Below are 17856 nucleotides of genomic sequence, written 5' to 3'. Positions count from 1 at the left end.
GGCGCCGAGCCTCCGCTCGCGCGAACGGCAATACCTGACGGCAGTCGCCCCGGCGGCTGCCGTTGTCATATCCGGAAGCGTCATCCGTATGGAATACACCTTCGCGTCGGCCACGGTGCTGTTGCTGCTCATCACCGATCCGTTCGGCAACATCCCTATCTTCGTGAACGCCCTGAAGAACGTGCCGGCGCATCGACGCCCGCGCGTGATCATGCGCGAGGTGCTGATCGCGTTCGTGATCCTGCTGCTGTTCATGCTGGTGGGCGAGCGCTTCTTGCGCATGATGAGCCTGACCGACCTGTCGTTGCAGCTCGCGGGCGGTATCGTACTGTTCCTGATCGCCCTGCGCATGATCTTCCCGCGCCCGGATCACGGCTCGCTGCCCGACGCGGGCGAGCCGCTCATCGTGCCGCTTGCCATTCCGGCGCTGGCCGGACCCTCCGCGCTGGCGACGGTGATGCTGCTCGTGTCGCAGCAGCCGGGACGCATGGTCGAGTGGATCACCGCGCTGTGCGTGACGATGGCCGTCTGCGCCGTGGTGCTGTTGCTCGCCGATCGTATCGAGCGCTGGGTCGGCTCGCGCGTGGTGGCGGCGTTCGAGCGCCTGATGGGGCTGATTCTGGTCGCGATCTCCGTGGAGATGATTCTCAAGGGTGTGAAGGTCTTCGTTCACCAGTTCTGAGCGCCGATCGGCGGACATGCGCCGACGCGTGACGGTAATGAAAATGGGGCCTCGCGAGGCCCCATTTTTTCGACAGCGGGAAGCTTCCCGTAACGCTCAGCGCGGCGTCGTCAGCGCGCGGATCGACGGCAGATTGCGCCAGTAACCCTTGGCGTCCATGCCGCAGCCGAAGACATAGCGATCGGGCACGGTGAAGCCGCAGAAGTCCGGATGCGACGGCTTGGCCTTCGTCAGGATCTTCTCGCACAGCACGGCGCTGTAGAACTTCGAGGCGCCCATCTCCAGAATCCGGTCGCGAATTGCCGCCATGGTGGCGCCTTCGTCGAGAATGTCGTCGAGCACGAGCACCACGCGATCGCGCACCGAGTCGCGCGGCGCCACGCGCCACTGCATCGCACCGCCGGTGGTGGTGTTGTTGTAGCGCGAGAGGTGGATGTAGTCGAACTCCAGGGGGAAGTCCAGGCGCGGCAGCAACATGCCGGTGAAGACGGCGGCACCGCCCATCACCGAGAGCACCATGGGGAATTCGTCGCCGATGGCTTCCTTGATGGCCTTGGCCATCGTATCGACGGACTGGTTCACCTGCTCGGCGGTGACGATTTCTTCGGAGGTACGGAAGACGTCGAGAGCTTCTTCGCGGTTCATATGGGGCGACCCTGTGGAACGTGTTGCGGGGATGTTTTATTAGCGCATGCCGGGCATCATGCCCTTCATGCTGCGCATCATCTTCATCATGCCACCGCCTTTGAGTTTCTTCATCATCGTGCGCATCTGATCGTACTGATTGAGCATGCGGTTGACTTCCTGCACCTGAACGCCGGCGCCGGCGGCGATTCGGCGCTTGCGGCTCGCCTTGATGAGCTCGGGCTTGGCGCGCTCGGCCGGCGTCATCGAGTTGATGATGCCTTCCATGCGGCGCACCTGCTTCTCGGCCTGATCCATGTTGGTCTGGCTCGCGGCGGCCTGGAATTGCGCGGGCAGCTTGTCCATGAGCGACGACAGCCCGCCCATCTTCTTCATCTGGCCAATCTGCGCCTTGAAGTCGTTCAGGTCGAAGTCGCCGCCCTTCTTGACCTTGTCGGCGAGCTTCTGGGCGGCCTGGACGTCGACACCGCGCTGCGCTTCCTCGACCAGCGCGAGAATGTCGCCCATGCCCAGAATCCGGTTCGCCATGCGATCCGGGTAGAAGACTTCGAGGCCGTCGAGCTTTTCACCCACACCGACGAACTTGATCGGCTTGCCGGTGATGTGGCGCACGGACAGCGCGGCACCGCCACGCGAATCGCCGTCGAGCTTGGTGAGCACCACGCCGGTGAGGGGCAGCGCGTCGTTGAAGGCGCGAGCGGTGTTCACCGCGTCCTGACCCAGCATGGCGTCGACGACGAACAGCGTTTCGATCGGCTTGAGTTCGGCGTGCAGGGCGCTGATTTCCTGCATCATCGCCTCATCGATACCCAGGCGACCGGCCGTGTCGACGAGCAGCACGTCGTGGTGATGGCGGCGTGCCCAGTCCACCGCGGCACGCGCGATGTCGACCGGTTTCTGATCGGGTTGCGACGGGAAGAAGTCGGCGTCGACCTGCTTCGTGACCGTCTCCAGCTGGGCGATGGCGGCGGGGCGGTAGACGTCGGTGGAGACCGTCAGGACCTTCTTCTTCTGGCCGCGCAGCAGCTTGGCGAGCTTACCGACGGTGGTCGTCTTGCCGGCGCCCTGCAGACCGGCCATCAGGATGATGGCGGGCGGGGTCGTGGCGAGATTGAGTTCGGCGGCGCGGCCTTCGTAATCGCCGCCCATGAGCGCGGTCAGCTCGCGCTGCACCACGCCCACGAGCGCCTGGCCCGGGGAGAGGCTGGAGATGACTTCCTCGCCCAGCGCCTTTTCCTTGACCTTGGCGATGAAATCGCGGACCACGGGCAGGGCCACGTCGGCCTCGAGCAGGGCGAGACGCACTTCACGCAGCATTTCCTGCGTGTTGGCCTCGGTCAGGCGGGCTTCGCCGCGCAGCGTCTTGACGACCTTGGCGAGGCGCGTAGTGAGATTGTCTAGCATGAAACGTATCCGGTAAGACCTGCGAGTGGCCCCGCTCGGCCCGGCCTCCCGGCCGCCGGTGGGGCGGGACAGGGAAGACAGCGGGGACGGCAGCGCGCCCGTCATGGGCTGGTGTAAACTTCAAACATGACTATTTTACTGTATGCGCTGACCGCCATCCTCTACGCCGGGTTGGCGGTCTGTTCGTGGCAAGGCTACCGACGCGACGCCGCGCTCGTCCTCGCGGGCGGGCAGGTCGCGCCTGCGCCTGTCACGGGCACGGCGTCGCGCTGGCCGATGCAGCTTTCGCTGTTCGCCGCGCTCGTGCTGCACGGGGTGTTGCTGCATCAGACGATCTTCCGCGCGGACAGCATGCACTTCGGTTTCGCGTACATGCTCTCGGCCATGTTGTGGCTTTCGGTCGGCATCTACTGGATCGAAAGTTTCTTCTTCCCGCTCGACAGCCTGCGACTGATGGTCACACCCGTGGCCGCCGTCGCCTGCCTGTTGCCGATGATTTTCCCGGACGTGCGCATTCTCGGCTTTGCGGCCGATCCGATTTTCAAGGCGCACTTCATCATTGCGAACATGGCCTACGGGCTGTTCGCGCTGGCGGCGCTGCACGCATTGCTGATGATCTATGCGGAGCGGCAATTGCACCCGTCGCGCAGCAGCGAGGCCACTGGCTGGCTGTCGCGCTGGCTCGAGACGCTGCCGCCGCTGCTCACGATGGAAAAGCTGCTGTTTCGTCTGATCGGCGCCGGGTTCGTGTTGCTCACGCTCACGCTGATCTCGGGCGTGATGTTCTCCGAGGCGCTGTTCGGACGGGCGGTGCGCATCGATCACAAGACCGTGTTCGCGGTGGTGTCGTGGCTGATGTTCGGCGCGGTGCTGCTCGGGCGGCACTTCTACGGGTGGCGCGGCAAGGTCGCGCTGCGTTGGGTTCTGGCGTCATTCGTGGCGCTGTTGCTGGCGTATGTCGGTTCTCGCTTCGTGCTTGAGGTGGTGCTGCATCGCATGACGGAGACTTGAAGCGCGATGCGCAATATCCTGCTGTTACTGTTGTTGTTGGTTGCGGGCACCTGGTGGATGCGGAACAACGAACGCAAGCGTGCCGAGCGTAATGCGCGGGCGGCTCGGGCGGCGCGCGATGCGGGCATGCATTCGCCATCCGGTGGTGCAGGCAACCCGGCGGGCGGTGCCCGTCAGTCGCTGCCGCCTGCCGAGCGCATGGTGCGTTGCAGCGAGTGCGATACCTATCTTCCCGAGAGCGAAGCGATCTCCGGTGCCGGCGGCAAGCACTTCTGCAGTGGCGCGCATCGCGACGCCTATCTCGCGCGCGAACAACGCGTCTGAATCCCGTTGCGCGGCCGACTCGCGCAACGGTACCTCTTTTTCCCCGCATGCCTCGCTTCGCCCGACGCCCGTCTGTTCGGCGCGGGCAGCTTGCGCATGCCTGTCGCATGCACTAAAACACAGTTACCGGCCCCGTCTATAACAACGAGATGACGAAGCGAAGGGGAAACGACAGGAGGGCGCAACATGTTAATGCGCAGACGGATGTATTTCCTTCTTCCCGATCTGGCGAGTGCACAGCGCACGATGAGCGATCTGTTGCTTGCCCGTGTCGAGGAGCGTCACATCCACTTTATGGCACGTGACGAAATGGACCTGGAGGGACTGCACGAGGCTAACCTGCTACAGACTTCCGATATCGTGCACGGCGCCGAAGCCGGGCTCGTGATCGGCGGCTTCTGTGGTCTGGCGGTCGGTGCAGTCGCGGCGTTTTTCCCCATCGTGGGCACGCGTCCCCAATGGGAATTGATGATCGTGACGGCGCCGCTCGGTGCGCTCTTTGGTGCCTGGGTGTCGAGCATGATCGGCGTATCGGTGCCGAATTCGCGGCTCAAGGCGTTTCGCGAACCGCTCGAGCGCGGCATGATCCTGCTGATGGTGGATGTGCGTGACAGTCGTGTGGAAGAAATTCGCGACATGCTCAAGGCGCATCATCCGGAAGCGCATATGGAAGGCGTGGAGGCTGCGATTCCGGCATTTCCGTAATTTTCGTAATTTTTGTAATAGCCACGAGCGCGTGGCGAATCGCAAACTGAGCGAGGCGACAGGATCGACAGTGACAATCGGATTGGCGCAGCAGAACCGTTTCACCGGCCAGCGATGGCCAAAGGCGCCGCACCTGTGAGCGGCGCGGGGTGGTGCGCGTGTCGTATGGCACGAGAGCGACACCATCCCAGGGCGTGGTCACGCCCACGGAAGCCTCTCGGCCAGGTCAGGCGAGGGGCTTCTTCTTTGCGAAGGGTTCCCTTATCCGGTGCGATGGCGTCTGCGCGACGAGGCTCGTGCGTCGCCGTGCCTCGGACGTGGCGACAGGCGGGTTGCCGGCGACGCCACGGCAAGTGGGCTACAATGGCGCCCCTCGCTCTACGGGAGTTCGTGGTGCCCGTCATGCTCCAGTCATCTGCGTCCCCTAACGTTTCGCTGCGGTCGTGTGGCCGCGTCGAACGGCACGTCTTGCCGCGGCGAGGTGATGCATGAACGCGCCCGACAAGTTGCCCGTGCTCACGCTCGATGCCGACGGATGGATTCGCGAGGCCGAGCATCTGCCGTCGCCGAATTTCGACCAGCGGCCGCAGGGCATGCCGACCGATCTGCTCGTGGTGCACAACATCTCGTTGCCGCCGGGAGAATTCGGCGGCGGCGAGATCGCCGCGTTCTTCCAGAACCGACTCGACCACGATGCGCATCCGTTCTTCGACGAGATTCGCGGCGTGCATGTCTCGTCGCACTTTCTCGTGCGACGCGATGGTGCGTTGCAGCAGTTCGTGTCATGCAATGCGCGGGCCTGGCATGCGGGCGCGTCGTCGTTCGAAGGACGCTCGCGGTGCAACGACTTCTCGATCGGGGTCGAACTCGAAGGGACGGACGACGTGCCGTTTGCGTCGCCGCAATACGCGACCCTGGCGGCGCTCACTCGGGTATTGCGTGAGCATTATCCGATTCAAGCTGTGGCCGGACATGCCGATATAGCACCGGGTCGCAAGACGGATCCGGGGCCGCATTTCGAGTGGCAGCGTCTGCGTCAAATGGCCGGTCTTGCCCCCGAGGCGCTGCCGTTTCAAGCGGCGGATTAACCCGATGAACGGGTAGGTTTTGCTTGACACGGCGATGCCACGGGCCTTCCCCGGCGACACAATTTTTTGATTTGCGGAGTGCGTCATCTCCACTATACTTAGTGCCAATCCCGGTGCTGACCACTACATCTAGTGGTTGATGTGCGGTTCAGTCCCGGATGCAATAACCATCAATACCGTGCTTGCCCCGCGGCGTTTTGTGGGGCGGCTCAGCAGCAAAGCCGTGCAGCGGACACCTTGAACCCTTGGCCGTCCGTCGGTCGTGCGGTGTTCAGCACTTCGCTCCATCGGCGCCCCCAGGGCGCATTTTTACCGGCTGTAGCGCTGGTAGAGACGCGCTAACAGCACCATCTCATTGGAACGGGAGTTTTTACATGCAGACTAACGAAAACCTCACCCGCCCGAACCCGACGCCTGCCGCGACGACCGGCACTGGCACGGGTGCGTCGGCGCCCCAGACGACGGGTGCCTTCGAGCCGGCGACCAACGCCGACTTCAAAGTGATTCGACGCAACGGCGCGGTGGTGGGTTTCGAGCCGTCGAAGATCGCGATCGCCGTGACGAAGGCGTTCCTGGCCGTGAACGGCGGTCAAGGTGCCGCTTCGGCACGTGTTCGCGAACTCGTGGAGCAACTGACGCAGCAGGTCGTGCGCGCATTGGTGCGCAGCCGTCCGAACGGCGGCACGTTCCACATCGAAGACATTCAGGATCAGGTCGAACTCGCGCTCATGCGCGAGGGCGAGCACAACGTGGCCCGTGCCTATGTGCTGTATCGCGAGAAGCGTTCGCAAGAGCGCGCTCACGCGGTCGAAGCCGCGCCGGAAGCCGCCACGCCCGACGCCCCGGTGCTGCATGTCACCGACAACGGCGTGTCGCGTGCGCTCGACATGGGCGCGCTGCGTGGCGTGGTGCAGGCCGCCTGCGAGAATCTCGGCAGCGAAGTCGACGCCGAGCCGATCCTGACCGAAACCATCAAGAACCTGTACGACGGCGTGCCGCTGTCGCAGGTCTACGATTCGGCGATCCTCGCCTCGCGTACCCTCATCGAGAAGGAACCGGCCTACAGCCAGGTGACCGCCCGTATCCTGATGCACACGATCCGCCGCGAGATCCTCGGCGAAGAAGTGCCGCAGGGCGAGATGGCCGCGCGTTACATCGAGTACTTCCCGCGCTTCATCAAGCAGGGTGTCGATGCCGAGCTGCTCGACGAGCAACTGCTCTCGTACGATCTGGTCAAGCTGGCCGCCGCGCTCGACGCGAACCGCGACCTGCAGTTCAATTACCTCGGCCTGCAGACGCTGTACGACCGCTACTTCCTGCACATCGACGGTCATCGCATTGAAATGCCGCAGGCGTTCTACATGCGTGTGGCGATGGGCCTGGCCCTGAACGAAGTCGAGCGCGAAGCGCGCGCGATCGAGTTCTACCAGATCCTGTCGAGCTTCGACTTCATGAGCTCCACGCCGACGCTGTTCAACTCGGGCACGCGCCGCTCGCAGCTCTCGTCGTGCTACCTCACGACCGTCTCGGACGATCTGGAAGGCATTTACGAAGCGCTCAAGGAAAACGCACTGCTCTCGAAGTTCGCCGGCGGCCTGGGCAACGACTGGACGCAGGTGCGCGCGCTCGGCTCGCACATCAAGGGCACGAACGGCAAGAGCCAGGGCGTGGTCCCGTTCCTGAAGGTGGTCAACGATACGGCCGTGGCCGTGAACCAGGGCGGCAAGCGCAAGGGCGCCGTGTGTGCCTATCTGGAAACGTGGCACCTGGACATCGAAGAATTCCTCGAGCTGCGCAAGAACACCGGTGACGACCGTCGCCGCACGCACGACATGAACACGGCGAACTGGATTCCCGATCTGTTCATGAAGCGCGTGATGGAAGGCGCCGAGTGGACGCTGTTCTCGCCGTCGACCTGCCCGGACCTGCACGACAAGTACGGCAAGGCCTTCGAGCAGGCGTACACCGCCTACGAAGCCAAGGCGGCCCGCGGCGAGATCAAGCTGTTCAAGAAGATTCCGGCGCAGGCGCTCTGGCGCAAGATGCTGGGCATGCTGTTCGAAACCGGCCATCCGTGGATCACGTTCAAGGATCCGTGCAACATCCGCTCGCCGCAGCAACACGTGGGCGTGGTGCACTCGTCGAACCTGTGCACGGAAATCACGCTCAACACGAGCGAGACCGAAATCGCCGTGTGTAACCTCGGCTCGGTGAACCTCGTGGCTCACCTGAAGCAGACCGCCAACGGTTACGAGCTCGATCACGACAAGCTGCAGCGCACCATTCGCGTGGCGATGCGCATGCTCGACAACGTCATCGACATCAACTACTACGCGGTGGCGAAGGCGCGCAATTCGAACCTGCATCACCGTCCGGTGGGCATGGGCATCATGGGTTTCCAGGACTGCCTGCACCTGCTGCGCACGCCGTATGCCTCGAACGATGCCGTCGAATTCGCCGATCGCTCGATGGAAGCCGTGTGCTACTACGCCTACTGGGCGTCGACCGAGCTGGCCAAGGAACGCGGTCAGTACTCGTCGTACAAGGGCTCGCTGTGGGATCGCGGCATCCTGCCGCAGGACTCGCTCAAGCTGCTGGTCGAAGAGCGCGGCGGATACGTCGACGTCGACCTGTCGAGCACGCTCGACTGGGACAGCCTGCGCAAGCACATCGCTTCGCACGGCATGCGCAACTCGAACTGCGTGGCCATCGCGCCGACGGCAACGATCTCGAACATCATCGGCGTGTCGGCCTGTATCGAGCCGACGTTCCAGAACCTGTACGTGAAGTCGAACCTCTCGGGCGAATTCACGGTGGTCAACGAGTACCTGGTGCGTGACCTGAAGGCCCGCGGTCTGTGGGACGAAGTGATGGTCGCTGACCTGAAGTACTTCGACGGTTCGCTCTCGCGTATCGACCGCGTGCCGGCCGATCTGCGCGAGATCTACGCCACGGCGTTCGAAGTCGAGCCCAAGTGGCTTGTCGAGGCCGCGTCGCGTCGTCAGAAGTGGATCGATCAGGCGCAGTCGCTCAACATCTATATGGCGGGCGCTTCGGGCAAGAAGCTCGACGAGACGTACAAGCTGGCGTGGACGCGCGGTCTGAAGACCACGTACTACCTCCGCACGATGGCGGCAACGCACGTCGAGAAGTCGACGGTGAGCCACGGCGCGCTGAACGCGGTGCCGAGCTCGGGCGGTGTGTCGGGTGGCTTCTCGGCCGAGCCGACCTCGCCGCTGGCCCAGCCGATGCCGGAAGCCGAAGGCGCAGTCTGCACGATGCGTCCGGGCGACCCGGGCTTCGACGAGTGCGAGGCTTGCCAGTAAGCGGCTTCGTCAGCTGATTCGTCAGCGGAAGCTGCCGGGGTGGCGGACCCGCTGCCCCGGTCAGGAAAAAACCCCGTCGCCCTTGCGGGCCGGCGGGGTTTTTTCTTTGGGGCGGTTGCGCAGCGCTACGCGGGGTAGCGCCTCACGCCGATCCTCAAGCGAGATCGATCCGCATCGACAGCTCGAATGTGGCGCCGTGCGGTACCACGACATGGTCGTCGTCGAACTCGCCTACGCGATGTGTCGACGGCTCGAGGCAGAGGTACGGACGTCCTGCCGGCGAGTGTACGACCAGCCAGGGCGCGTCGGTGCTGCGCACGGTGGCCGAGCGCAGGCCGCCGGCATAGTCGATGCGAGCGTCGAAGCGCCCCGAGCCCGTGGGCACTTCGGCGAACCATGTCGAGCGGCCCTCCGTGTCGAGACCGCCGCCCACCGATACCACTTCGATGGCCCCGACGTGCACGCGTTGCTCGCTCGGCCAGCGGATGTCCTCGGTGGCCGAACGCCAGATGGCCTCCGATTCGAAGGTCAGGCGCGCACCGGCGGGCCAACGAAAGTAGGGGTGCAAGCCGAGTCCGGCAGGCATCGCCTCGGCGCCGAGGTTCGTGATCGAGAGCTGCATGTCGAGGCCCTGCTCGTCGAGCGTCATGGACAGATAGGCCTGGTAGTGCCACGGCCACTCGGGTTGTGCGGGACTGTCGAGTTGCAGCACGCAGCAATGCGGACTCTCGTCGACGACGTCCCACACGCGGCGCAGCCCCCAACCATGCAGCGAGCTGGTCGCCGCGGGCGCCTCGCGAACAGTGATGGTGCGCTCGCGCCAGTGCAGCGTGTCGTCGCGCAGCATATTGGTATACGGCAGCATCGGGAAGGCACCGGCTTTCGGCCATTCGTCCGACGCGAACGGCTCGTTGCCGAGCGGCACGAGATAGTCGAACAGATCGCCGCGGGTGTCGCGGCGCGCCAGTCGCGCGAGGCGTCCGCCGGCGCCTGGCTGTACCTCGGCAACGAGTGCGCCCTTGGACAGGCGGATCGGTTTGCCGGGGGTGAGGGTGAGCGGTGTCGGGCCGGGCGAAACTGGTTGCGCCGGTGCGCCGGGGGAAGTCATTGTCGGTATCTCCTTCGTGTGCGTCGGTGGGGCGCGTGGTCCGGAATCTGTTGTCCCGATGCGCCACGCAGTGACGCTTGGCGTCAAGGATACGCCAATGTGACGCAGCGCCATTTTGACGCGCCGCTCTGGCTGTCGCGCGACGCCGTTTCGTGGCAAGATGCCGGTCCCGCAAGGCTGCGCGGCCGTCTCCCGGAGAATTCGGGTGAACACTAGGTATAGTGGTCGGCCTGCTGTGCGGCACTAGATATAGTGTTGTTTGCTGGAATGAGTCACGTAATTGTGCTAAATTGGAGTCATTCAATTCGACGTCGGGAGGTCAGGATGTTGTTGCTGCTCTCGCGTCGACGTTGGTGTTCAACATTGCGCAATAGCGCATCTGCATTACCCCCGAAACACGGCAATTTTTCCGGCGGATTTTTCGCTGCCGGCGACGGGTTGCCGGTCGCCGGAACGCAAATTTTTTGTCAGCCTTCGTACGCGAACGGCTGATCTGTCACTTCGGCGGTGCGCGCCCACGCGTGTATCGCATCAACCTGAACGGACTGAGACCCTATGCTGAACTGGGAAGAAGACACCTCTGCCAAATCGGCCGCCCCGGCCGCCGCCCTCAACCCGGCCGCTGCGCCTGCGTCGAATATCCTCGGCACCCAAGGGGAAACCCCGAATACGATCGCGTCGCAGTCGACGCGTCGTGTGAGCGCCTCGGACAAGCGCGTGATCAACGGCACGACGGACGTGAATCAGCTGGTGCCGTTCAAGTACAAGTGGGCCTGGGAGAAGTATCTCGCCGGTTGCGCGAACCACTGGATGCCGCAGGAAATCAACATGTCGCGCGACATCGCCCTGTGGAAGGACCCGAACGGTCTGACCGAAGACGAGCGCCGCATCATCAAGCGTAACCTCGGCTTCTTCGTGACGGCCGACTCGCTCGCCGCGAACAACATCGTGCTGGGCACCTATCGCCACATCACCGCGCCGGAGTGCCGTCAGTTCCTGCTGCGTCAGGCGTTCGAAGAGGCGATCCACACGCACGCGTATCAGTACATCGTCGAGAGCCTGGGGCTGGACGAAGGCGAGATCTTCAACGCGTATCACGAAGTGCCGTCGATTCGCGACAAGGACGAGTTCCTGCTGCCGTTCATCGAGGTGGTGGCCGATCCGTCGTTCACGACGGGCACGCAGGAAGCCGACCAGAAGCTGCTGCGCTCGCTGATCGTGTTCGCCTGCATCATGGAAGGTCTGTTCTTCTACGTCGGCTTCACGCAGATCCTCGCGCTGGGTCGCCAGAACAAGATGACCGGTGCTGCAGAGCAGTATCAGTACATCCTGCGCGACGAGTCGATGCACTGCAACTTCGGCATCGACCTGATCAACCAGGTGAAGCTGGAAAACCCGAACCTGTGGACGCCGGAGTTCCGCGAAGAGATTCGCGCGCTGTTCCAGAAGGCCGTCGAGCTGGAATATCGCTACGCCGAAGATACGATGCCGCGCGGCGTGCTCGGACTGAACGCGGGCATGTTCAAGAGCTACCTGCGCTTCATCGCGAACCGTCGCTGCGCGCAAATCGGTCTCGAAGCGCTCTACCCGAACGAAGAAAATCCGTTCCCGTGGATGAGCGAGATGATCGACCTGAAGAAGGAACGCAACTTCTTCGAAACGCGAGTCATCGAGTACCAGACCGGTGGCGCACTGAGCTGGGACTAAGTCTTCGGCAAGCGTTGATGTGAAAATGGGTGCTGGCTGGAAAGCCAGCATCCATGCGGGTTTTCAGAGGGTGGTGTGTGCGTGCATCGCACGTGTGACTGACAGCAAGAGAAGTAAAAGAGAACGTGCAGGTCACGCACATCATCCTCACTCGCGAGTGATCGAACTCGCTTCGCATGTGCTTCGTGTGCTTCGACATACGCGTGCGCTGTGCATCAAATACAACAGATTGACTTCTTCGGTGCGAATGATGTGCGCTTTTTTACGCGCAAAGTATTAACATCGCATCACAAAAGAATTATTATTCGCTCAAATAAATTGCAGTCTCGATGAACACACGAAAGCATTCACTGCTTTCCTCCCGCGACAGAGAGCTGGTAGTTACGGAGCGTAAAAACCTTGGTGCATAGCAAGCAGTATCGCTTATCCGCTATCGCAATCTCCTCCATCCCGATGACGGGACAGGCAAGCTACCCCCCGAAGAATCTGGCGAATCCCCCTTCTCAAGACAATCGAATTGCTGGCGGCAATGTCGCCGGCAATTTTTTTGCGCGCGTGACCACTCACGGTCAGCGTCATGCGCGCAGCGCCGAATTCATTAGCGTAAGCCGTCGAAGTCCGATGCGTACGCCGATGAATAGCCCGCTCGCCGGCGGTTCGCCGCACGGTGGTCGGGTTTCCTTCTCAGGTAGTTATGTTTGAGTGATCTCTCACATTAAGGAGCAAAGTGATGGCTACTACTGCTAAGAAAAAACCCGCAGCCAAGAAGGCTGTTGCCAAGAAGCCGGTAGCGAAGAAGGCTGCTGCTGCCAAGAAGCCGGTCGCGAAGAAGGCTGTGGCTGCCAAGAAGCCGGTAGCGAAGAAGGCCGCTGCTGCCAAGAAGCCGGCAGCGAAGAAGGTCGCCGCCAAGAAGCCGGCAGCCAAGAAGGTTGCAGTGAAGAAGGTTGCTGCCAAGAAGCCGGTCGCCAAGAAGGCTGCAGTGAAGAAGGTTGCCGCCAAGAAGCCGGTCGCCAAGAAGGCAGCAGTCAAGAAGGTTGCCGCCAAGAAGCCGGTCGCCAAGAAAGCAGCAGTGAAGAAGGTTGCTGCCAAGAAGCCGGCTGCCAAGAAGGCTGCAGTGAAGAAGGTTGCTGCGAAGAAGCCGGCTGCAAAGAAGGCTGCTGCGAAGAAGCCTGCTGCCAAGAAGGTTGCGGCGAAGAAGCCTGCTGCCAAGCCTGCTGCGAAGAAGCCCGCCGCTGCCAAGAAGCCGGCAGTGAAGAAGGTTGCCGCCAAGCCTGCTGCTCCGGCCGCAGCCCCGGCAGCACCGAAGACGGCGCTCAATCCGGCAGCGGCATGGCCGTTCCCGACCGGCAGCCGTCCGTAATCCGAGTGCCGATGCAGTACCCAAGGCACTTAGGTGTCTTTTGATCGAGTAGGCCTACTCGATCCGAAACCCGCCGTGATGAGCGATCGTTACGGCGGGTTTTTTCATGCGCGAATAAAAAACGGGCGACACGCATGTCGCCCGCTTGTGGTTCGCAACGTCCACATTGCCCGCACCCCGCTCGATTCCCACGCCAAGCATTACACGTTGCGTGTGGTGCGCGACCCGACGTCGCGCGTTATGCCGGGCAGGCGAATGCCTTAGTGCGTCACACGTGTCACGCCGCCGCTCGAGAGCAGACGTACGCGCTGTCCCGGCTGGAACGATTCGTCGGCATCTTGCGTGATGGCGCGCAGCTCGCCGTTGTCGAGTCGCACGGTGATTTCCAGACCGGCCTTCTTGCTCATGCGGCTCTCGATGGCTTGCCCGGCCACGGCGCCAAGCAGACCGCCGACGATGCCCGTCGCGATCGAGCCGCGACCACCGCCGATGGCGCTGCCGCCAATGGCGCCCAGCGCGCCGCCGCCGGCAATGCCCAGAATGCCCGGGTCGCCGTTGCTGCTGTCGATCGTGACCGGGCGAATCGATTCGACCGTGCCCATGCGCACGACCTGTTCGCGTTGCGCCTGACGGCTGCTGTAGACGCTTGCCGAATTGCTCGGGCCGAACGCCGTACAGGCGGACAGCGTGAGCGAAGCAGCGGCGGTGAGAATAATGAGCGGTGTGGTCAGTCGTGCCATCGTTATGCCTTTTTATCGATTCATTCGAAGCGGTGGCCGAACGCTTCTTCATATTGCGCTTCGATCTCGGAGCGCGTCGGTGCGTAAGTCTGCGGGCCTTGCTCGGCAATCTTGAGCGAACCCATCAGGCTGGCCAGGCGGCCAGTGGTCGGCCAGTCGAGGCCCTTCTCGATGCCATACAGCAACCCGCCACGGAAAGCGTCGCCGCACCCGGTCGGGTCGACGACGCGCTTGGCGGTCACGGCAGGAATGTCATGCTGCTTGCCGTCGGCGAAGATCTGGGCCCCGTGTTCTCCGCGCGTCACGACAAGTGCCTCGACACGCGACTGGAGGTCTTCCATCGACCAGCCGGTCTTCGTGCAGAGGAGCTTGGCTTCGTAGTCGTTGACCGCCAGATAAGTCGCGAGTTCCACCATGCGACGCAGTGCCTCAGGCGACAGAATCGGCAGGCCCTGGCCCGGGTCGAACATGAACGGCACACCTGCCGCGGCGAAACCTTCGGCGTGCGCGAGCATGGCGTCGGACGCGTCCGGGGCGACGATGCCGAGTGTCGCGCCCTTCACGTTGGCCACATGGTTCTGCGTGGAGAACATCATCGCGCCCGGGTGGAAGGCGGTGATCTGGTTGTTGTCCAGGTCGGTCGTGATCATCGCGTTGGCCGTCATGCTGTCCGGGACCGTGCGCACGAATTCGGTCGTCATGCCGAGCGACTGGAAGCGATCGAGGTACGCGGCACCATCTTCACCCACCGTGGCCATGACCACCGGCGCACCGCCCAGCAGATGCAGGCTGTAGCCGATGTTGCCCGCGCAGCCGCCGAAGTTGCGGCGCATCGTCGGCACGAGGAAGCTGACGTTCAGGATGTGCACCTGATCGGGCAGGATGTGCTCGCCGAAGCGGCCTTCGAACGTCATGATGTTGTCGTAGGCGAGCGAGCCGCAGATCACGGTAGTCACGGGTGAGTCCTTCTCAAATGGTAAGGGGGGCAGCAAACGATGGAGGACGCATGCGGTCGGCGGTGTCGCCGGCGGCCGCGAAGTGCTGCATGATGCTGCTGAAAACGGTGTTCGGTTGACGGCACCGATAGGGAAACGGCGATCCGGCGCGCACTGACACTGAGGAAAGGCGCGCCGGCGGAACGGCATGGAACGGGCGGATTACGACAGGGCGGCGAGCGCTGCGTCGTAGTTCGGCTCGTTCTTGATCTCGGGCACGAGTTCGGCGTGCAGCACGCGGTTCTCGGCGTCGAGCACGACGACGGCACGTGCCGTCACACCGGCGAGCGGGCCGGTGGCGATGGCCACGCCGTAGTTCTCGAGGAACTCGCGACCGCGCATGGTCGAGAGCGTGACGACATTATTCAGGCCTTCCGTGGCGCAGAAGCGGCTCATGGCGAACGGCAGATCGGCCGAGATGACGAGCACGACGGTGTTCTCGAGCTTGCCTGCGGCTTCGTTGAACTTGCGGGTCGAGGTGGCGCAGGTCGGCGTGTCGAGGCTCGGCACGATGTTCAGGACCTTGCGTTTGCCAGCGAAGTCAGCGAGCGTGACGTCCTGCAGTTTGGCGTTGACCAGCGACAAAGCCGGTGCGGTCTGCCCCTTCTGCGGGAACTGGCCGTTGACTTCGATGGGGTTGCCCCCGAGCGTGACTTGGGACATCGATATCTCCTAGGTTGAGTGCAACAGCGCTATCACGGATAGAACGCGAGCACCCGGTAATTACTGGCTAGCGCTGCCTGCGCCGACAATCGTAACCGAATCGTGCGTTCATTGCGTGGCGCCAGACCGGCTTCACGCAGTGCCGCATCGCCAACGTAGTCGTTGGCTGAAAAAACGCGACGCACAACGGGCTTGCCGTCGAGGTCGGACAGCGTCAGTTCGAGCGATGGCCACGCCACGGCGTAGTCGGCCTGATTGCGAACGAACACGGTGAGCGTCATCGGCACGGCGTCGCCGACGGCGGCGGAAGCCGAATCGCCGGCGCTTCGTGCGAGCGCGTCGGACGCGTTCGCCGCGTCATTGGCGGAGACATCGCCAACGTCGCGACCATCGCGGACATCGCGGACATCGGTCACGAGCGTGACGCTGGAAATCTGGATGACATCCGGCTGGCGCGGCGGTGCGATCGTCACGTGCATCGGTCGTCCGACGGCGGTGAAGACGCCGCGCAATGCGGGAATGCGGTCGACGAGGCCCGCGCGTTCGATCCACGCCCATTGGGCGAGCAACGCGATGACCGCGATCGTCATCAACAGGCGCCAGATCACGCGCGCAGCACCGGGACGAGATCTCCGCACGCCGGACGCCGCCAATGAAGACGACTCCGTGCGTGCAGGCGAAGCGGTAGGCGCCGGCAGCGCCGTTGCATCGTCGTCGATATAGCGTCCGGGGCCGTGGTGCATCTGCGCGCGACTTTCGTCGGGGGCGCCGAGCAGCGCGGCGATGGCCGTCGGCGTGAGCATTTCGGGCACCGGGGGCTTGTCGGTCGATGCTCGGGCCGAAGCGTCACCGGAAATCGATGCCGCATTCGACGCAGGGTCAGTGACGCCCGATGCATCTGCTTCGCCGGTGGCATCGAGCGCGTGGGTATTTCCAGCGGGTGCCGCCGCGTCTGTCCCCCCGCTTGCGGGCGCGGCGATCGATGAGAGGTCGTTCTCGTCGTCGGCCGGTGGATCGCAGAGGTAGGCGCGTCCGTCGAAGACTTCACGGCAGTGGCCGCAACGCACGAGGCCGTCGCGCAGCTTGAGCTGATCGGCGACGACGCGAAAGACCGTGTGACAGTGGGGGCAGCGAGTAGCGAGAACGCGCGAGGACTGGGTCATGGGACTCGGGGATCTCGGCGCGTTGGCCGCGCCTTAGCCGGCGGCCTGCCCGTGCAGGCAGACCCAGCCGTCGTGAGCGCGCCAGACCGACATCTTCATATAGGGCGCGTAGGCCGCGATCACCTCGTCGGCCTGCCGCTCGAGCACGCCGGACAGCGCGAGGCGTCCACCCGGTGCCACGCGCGACGTCAGCATCGACGCGAGCAACTTGAGCGGATTCGACAGGATGTTGGCGACCACGATGTTGAACTGACCGTCACGCAGATCGTCGGGCAAGCCGTATTCGACCGGCGCGTGATTGCGTTCGCTGTTGTAACGGGCGGACTCGACCGCCTGCGGATCGATGTCGATGCCGATGACCGGATCGGCGCCACACTTGCGTGCGAGGATCGCCAGAATGCCGGAGCCGCAACCGTAGTCGAGCAACGACTGACCCGCTTGCACATGCTGTTCGAGCCACTCCATGCACAGGCGCGTCGTGGGGTGACTGCCGGTGCCGAAGGCAAGGCCCGGGTCCAGCTCGAGAATGAGCGCGTCGGTATCCGGGGCGTCGTGCCACGACGGCACGACCCAGATCCGCTGGCCGATCTGCATCGGCTCGAACTGCGATTGCGTGAGACGCACCCAGTCCTGCTCTTCCACGTCGCGCAACGTGAACGCGGGCGTCTCGGCGAGCCCCAGTTCGTTGACGGCCGCCGCGAGCAACACGGCGGCGTCCTGGTCTTCCCCCACCAGCGCGACCACGCGCGAGTGCTGCCACGCGGTGTCCGGCGGGGTGAGACCCGGCTCGCCGAACATCGGTTGCTCGTCGGGCGTGTCAGCGTCCGCGTCTTCCACGGAGACCGACAGCACGCCCAGATCGAGCAGGGCGTCTGACAGGGCCTCGGCTTGGGCACGGGCAACTTCTACGACGAGTTCGCGATACATGGCGAGGA

Annotated in this window: 16 protein-coding genes; 8 read left to right on the top strand and 8 right to left on the bottom strand. The window is 63.6% G+C overall.

Features of this window, described 5'->3' with window-relative positions; translation table 11 throughout:
• The first annotated feature begins 88 nt into the window (after nucleotides 1-88).
• Complete coding sequence (locus tag ABWO90_RS20715) at nucleotides 89-682, top strand: MarC family protein (RefSeq protein ID WP_353193113.1); 594 nt, start codon at nucleotides 89-91, stop codon at nucleotides 680-682.
• Between the two features lie 96 nt (nucleotides 683-778).
• Here ABWO90_RS20715 and ABWO90_RS20710 read toward each other — a convergent pair whose 3' ends face one another.
• Entirely contained in the window at nucleotides 779-1327 is a 549-nt protein-coding gene (locus tag ABWO90_RS20710) for a hypoxanthine-guanine phosphoribosyltransferase (protein ID WP_353193112.1), read from the bottom strand.
• 39 nt (nucleotides 1328-1366) lie between these two features.
• A complete protein-coding gene (gene ffh, locus ABWO90_RS20705; protein ID WP_353193111.1) occupies nucleotides 1367-2731 on the bottom strand; it encodes a signal recognition particle protein in 1365 nt (454 codons plus the stop codon).
• Nucleotides 2732-2857: 126 nt separating this feature from the next.
• On the opposite strand from ffh, the gene ABWO90_RS20700 reads away from it, so the two are divergent.
• The 5 genes from ABWO90_RS20700 to ABWO90_RS20680 all read left to right on the top strand — a co-directional run bounded on the left by ABWO90_RS20700 (nucleotide 2858) and on the right by ABWO90_RS20680 (nucleotide 9185).
• A complete protein-coding gene (locus tag ABWO90_RS20700; RefSeq protein WP_353193110.1) occupies nucleotides 2858-3742 on the top strand; it encodes a cytochrome C assembly family protein in 885 nt (294 codons plus the stop codon).
• A gap of 6 nt (nucleotides 3743-3748) precedes the next feature.
• A complete protein-coding gene (locus ABWO90_RS20695; RefSeq protein ID WP_353193109.1) occupies nucleotides 3749-4066 on the top strand; it encodes a PP0621 family protein in 318 nt (105 codons plus the stop codon).
• A gap of 192 nt (nucleotides 4067-4258) precedes the next feature.
• Entirely contained in the window at nucleotides 4259-4771 is a 513-nt protein-coding gene (locus ABWO90_RS20690; RefSeq protein WP_353193123.1) for a DUF1269 domain-containing protein, read from the top strand.
• A 488-nt stretch (nucleotides 4772-5259) separates the two neighbouring features.
• Nucleotides 5260-5859, top strand: coding sequence for a 1,6-anhydro-N-acetylmuramyl-L-alanine amidase AmpD (ampD, locus tag ABWO90_RS20685; protein WP_353193108.1), 600 nt, complete (start codon nucleotides 5260-5262; stop codon nucleotides 5857-5859).
• A 374-nt stretch (nucleotides 5860-6233) separates the two neighbouring features.
• Nucleotides 6234-9185 carry a ribonucleoside-diphosphate reductase subunit alpha gene (locus ABWO90_RS20680; protein WP_353193107.1) on the top strand — a complete coding sequence of 984 codons (2952 nt, stop codon included), beginning with the start codon at nucleotides 6234-6236 and terminating at the stop codon, nucleotides 9183-9185.
• A 154-nt stretch (nucleotides 9186-9339) separates the two neighbouring features.
• Here the strand turns inward: ABWO90_RS20680 and ABWO90_RS20675 are convergent, their stop codons facing one another.
• Nucleotides 9340-10293: an aldose epimerase family protein gene (locus tag ABWO90_RS20675; RefSeq protein ID WP_353193106.1), complete on the bottom strand. Its 954-nt coding sequence runs from the start codon at nucleotides 10291-10293 to the stop codon at nucleotides 9340-9342.
• 555 nt (nucleotides 10294-10848) lie between these two features.
• On the opposite strand from ABWO90_RS20675, the gene ABWO90_RS20670 reads away from it, so the two are divergent.
• Together ABWO90_RS20670 and ABWO90_RS20665 are read left to right on the top strand one after the other, a co-directional pair.
• Nucleotides 10849-12000, top strand: coding sequence for a ribonucleotide-diphosphate reductase subunit beta (locus ABWO90_RS20670; RefSeq protein WP_353193105.1), 1152 nt, complete (start codon nucleotides 10849-10851; stop codon nucleotides 11998-12000).
• Between the two features lie 730 nt (nucleotides 12001-12730).
• Nucleotides 12731-13360: a histone H1-like DNA-binding protein gene (locus ABWO90_RS20665; protein ID WP_353193104.1), complete on the top strand. Its 630-nt coding sequence runs from the start codon at nucleotides 12731-12733 to the stop codon at nucleotides 13358-13360.
• Nucleotides 13361-13620: 260 nt separating this feature from the next.
• On the opposite strand, the gene ABWO90_RS20660 is transcribed toward ABWO90_RS20665, so the two are convergent.
• The 5 genes from ABWO90_RS20660 to prmA form a co-directional block, all read right to left on the bottom strand.
• Complete coding sequence (locus ABWO90_RS20660; RefSeq protein WP_353193103.1) at nucleotides 13621-14100, bottom strand: outer membrane lipoprotein; 480 nt, start codon at nucleotides 14098-14100, stop codon at nucleotides 13621-13623.
• Nucleotides 14101-14120: 20 nt separating this feature from the next.
• A complete protein-coding gene (locus tag ABWO90_RS20655; protein WP_353193102.1) occupies nucleotides 14121-15056 on the bottom strand; it encodes a carbohydrate kinase family protein in 936 nt (311 codons plus the stop codon).
• A gap of 201 nt (nucleotides 15057-15257) precedes the next feature.
• On the bottom strand, nucleotides 15258-15758 hold the full coding sequence (gene tpx, locus ABWO90_RS20650) for a thiol peroxidase (RefSeq protein ID WP_353193101.1): 501 nt from the start codon (nucleotides 15756-15758) through the stop codon (nucleotides 15258-15260).
• 32 nt (nucleotides 15759-15790) lie between these two features.
• Nucleotides 15791-16921 carry a DUF3426 domain-containing protein gene (locus tag ABWO90_RS20645; protein WP_353193100.1) on the bottom strand — a complete coding sequence of 377 codons (1131 nt, stop codon included), beginning with the start codon at nucleotides 16919-16921 and terminating at the stop codon, nucleotides 15791-15793.
• 33 nt (nucleotides 16922-16954) lie between these two features.
• Complete coding sequence (prmA, locus tag ABWO90_RS20640; RefSeq protein WP_353193099.1) at nucleotides 16955-17848, bottom strand: 50S ribosomal protein L11 methyltransferase; 894 nt, start codon at nucleotides 17846-17848, stop codon at nucleotides 16955-16957.
• Nucleotides 17849-17856: the final 8 nt, after the last annotated feature.

The organism is Pandoraea pnomenusa (assembly GCF_040391475.1).
Lineage (GTDB): Bacteria > Pseudomonadota > Gammaproteobacteria > Burkholderiales > Burkholderiaceae > Pandoraea > Pandoraea pnomenusa_C.
The sequence above is the reverse complement of the archived record's forward strand: the minus strand, read 5'-3'. Positions and strand labels throughout refer to the sequence as shown.

Coding starts and splice junctions, on each gene's coding strand:
- tpx (WP_353193101.1), bottom strand. CDS start 15,758: ATGTCCCAAGTCACGCTCGGGGGCAACCCCATCGAAGTCAACGGCCAG.
- ABWO90_RS20690 (WP_353193123.1), top strand. CDS start 4,259: ATGCGCAGACGGATGTATTTCCTTCTTCCCGATCTGGCGAGTGCACAG.
- ABWO90_RS20715 (WP_353193113.1), top strand. CDS start 89: ATGGAATACACCTTCGCGTCGGCCACGGTGCTGTTGCTGCTCATCACC.
- ABWO90_RS20675 (WP_353193106.1), bottom strand. CDS start 10,293: ATGACTTCCCCCGGCGCACCGGCGCAACCAGTTTCGCCCGGCCCGACA.
- prmA (WP_353193099.1), bottom strand. CDS start 17,848: ATGTATCGCGAACTCGTCGTAGAAGTTGCCCGTGCCCAAGCCGAGGCC.
- ABWO90_RS20660 (WP_353193103.1), bottom strand. CDS start 14,100: ATGGCACGACTGACCACACCGCTCATTATTCTCACCGCCGCTGCTTCG.
- ABWO90_RS20710 (WP_353193112.1), bottom strand. CDS start 1,327: ATGAACCGCGAAGAAGCTCTCGACGTCTTCCGTACCTCCGAAGAAATC.
- ffh (WP_353193111.1), bottom strand. CDS start 2,731: ATGCTAGACAATCTCACTACGCGCCTCGCCAAGGTCGTCAAGACGCTG.
- ABWO90_RS20645 (WP_353193100.1), bottom strand. CDS start 16,921: ATGACCCAGTCCTCGCGCGTTCTCGCTACTCGCTGCCCCCACTGTCAC.
- ABWO90_RS20680 (WP_353193107.1), top strand. CDS start 6,234: ATGCAGACTAACGAAAACCTCACCCGCCCGAACCCGACGCCTGCCGCG.
- ABWO90_RS20665 (WP_353193104.1), top strand. CDS start 12,731: ATGGCTACTACTGCTAAGAAAAAACCCGCAGCCAAGAAGGCTGTTGCC.
- ABWO90_RS20670 (WP_353193105.1), top strand. CDS start 10,849: ATGCTGAACTGGGAAGAAGACACCTCTGCCAAATCGGCCGCCCCGGCC.
- ampD (WP_353193108.1), top strand. CDS start 5,260: ATGAACGCGCCCGACAAGTTGCCCGTGCTCACGCTCGATGCCGACGGA.
- ABWO90_RS20695 (WP_353193109.1), top strand. CDS start 3,749: ATGCGCAATATCCTGCTGTTACTGTTGTTGTTGGTTGCGGGCACCTGG.
- ABWO90_RS20700 (WP_353193110.1), top strand. CDS start 2,858: ATGACTATTTTACTGTATGCGCTGACCGCCATCCTCTACGCCGGGTTG.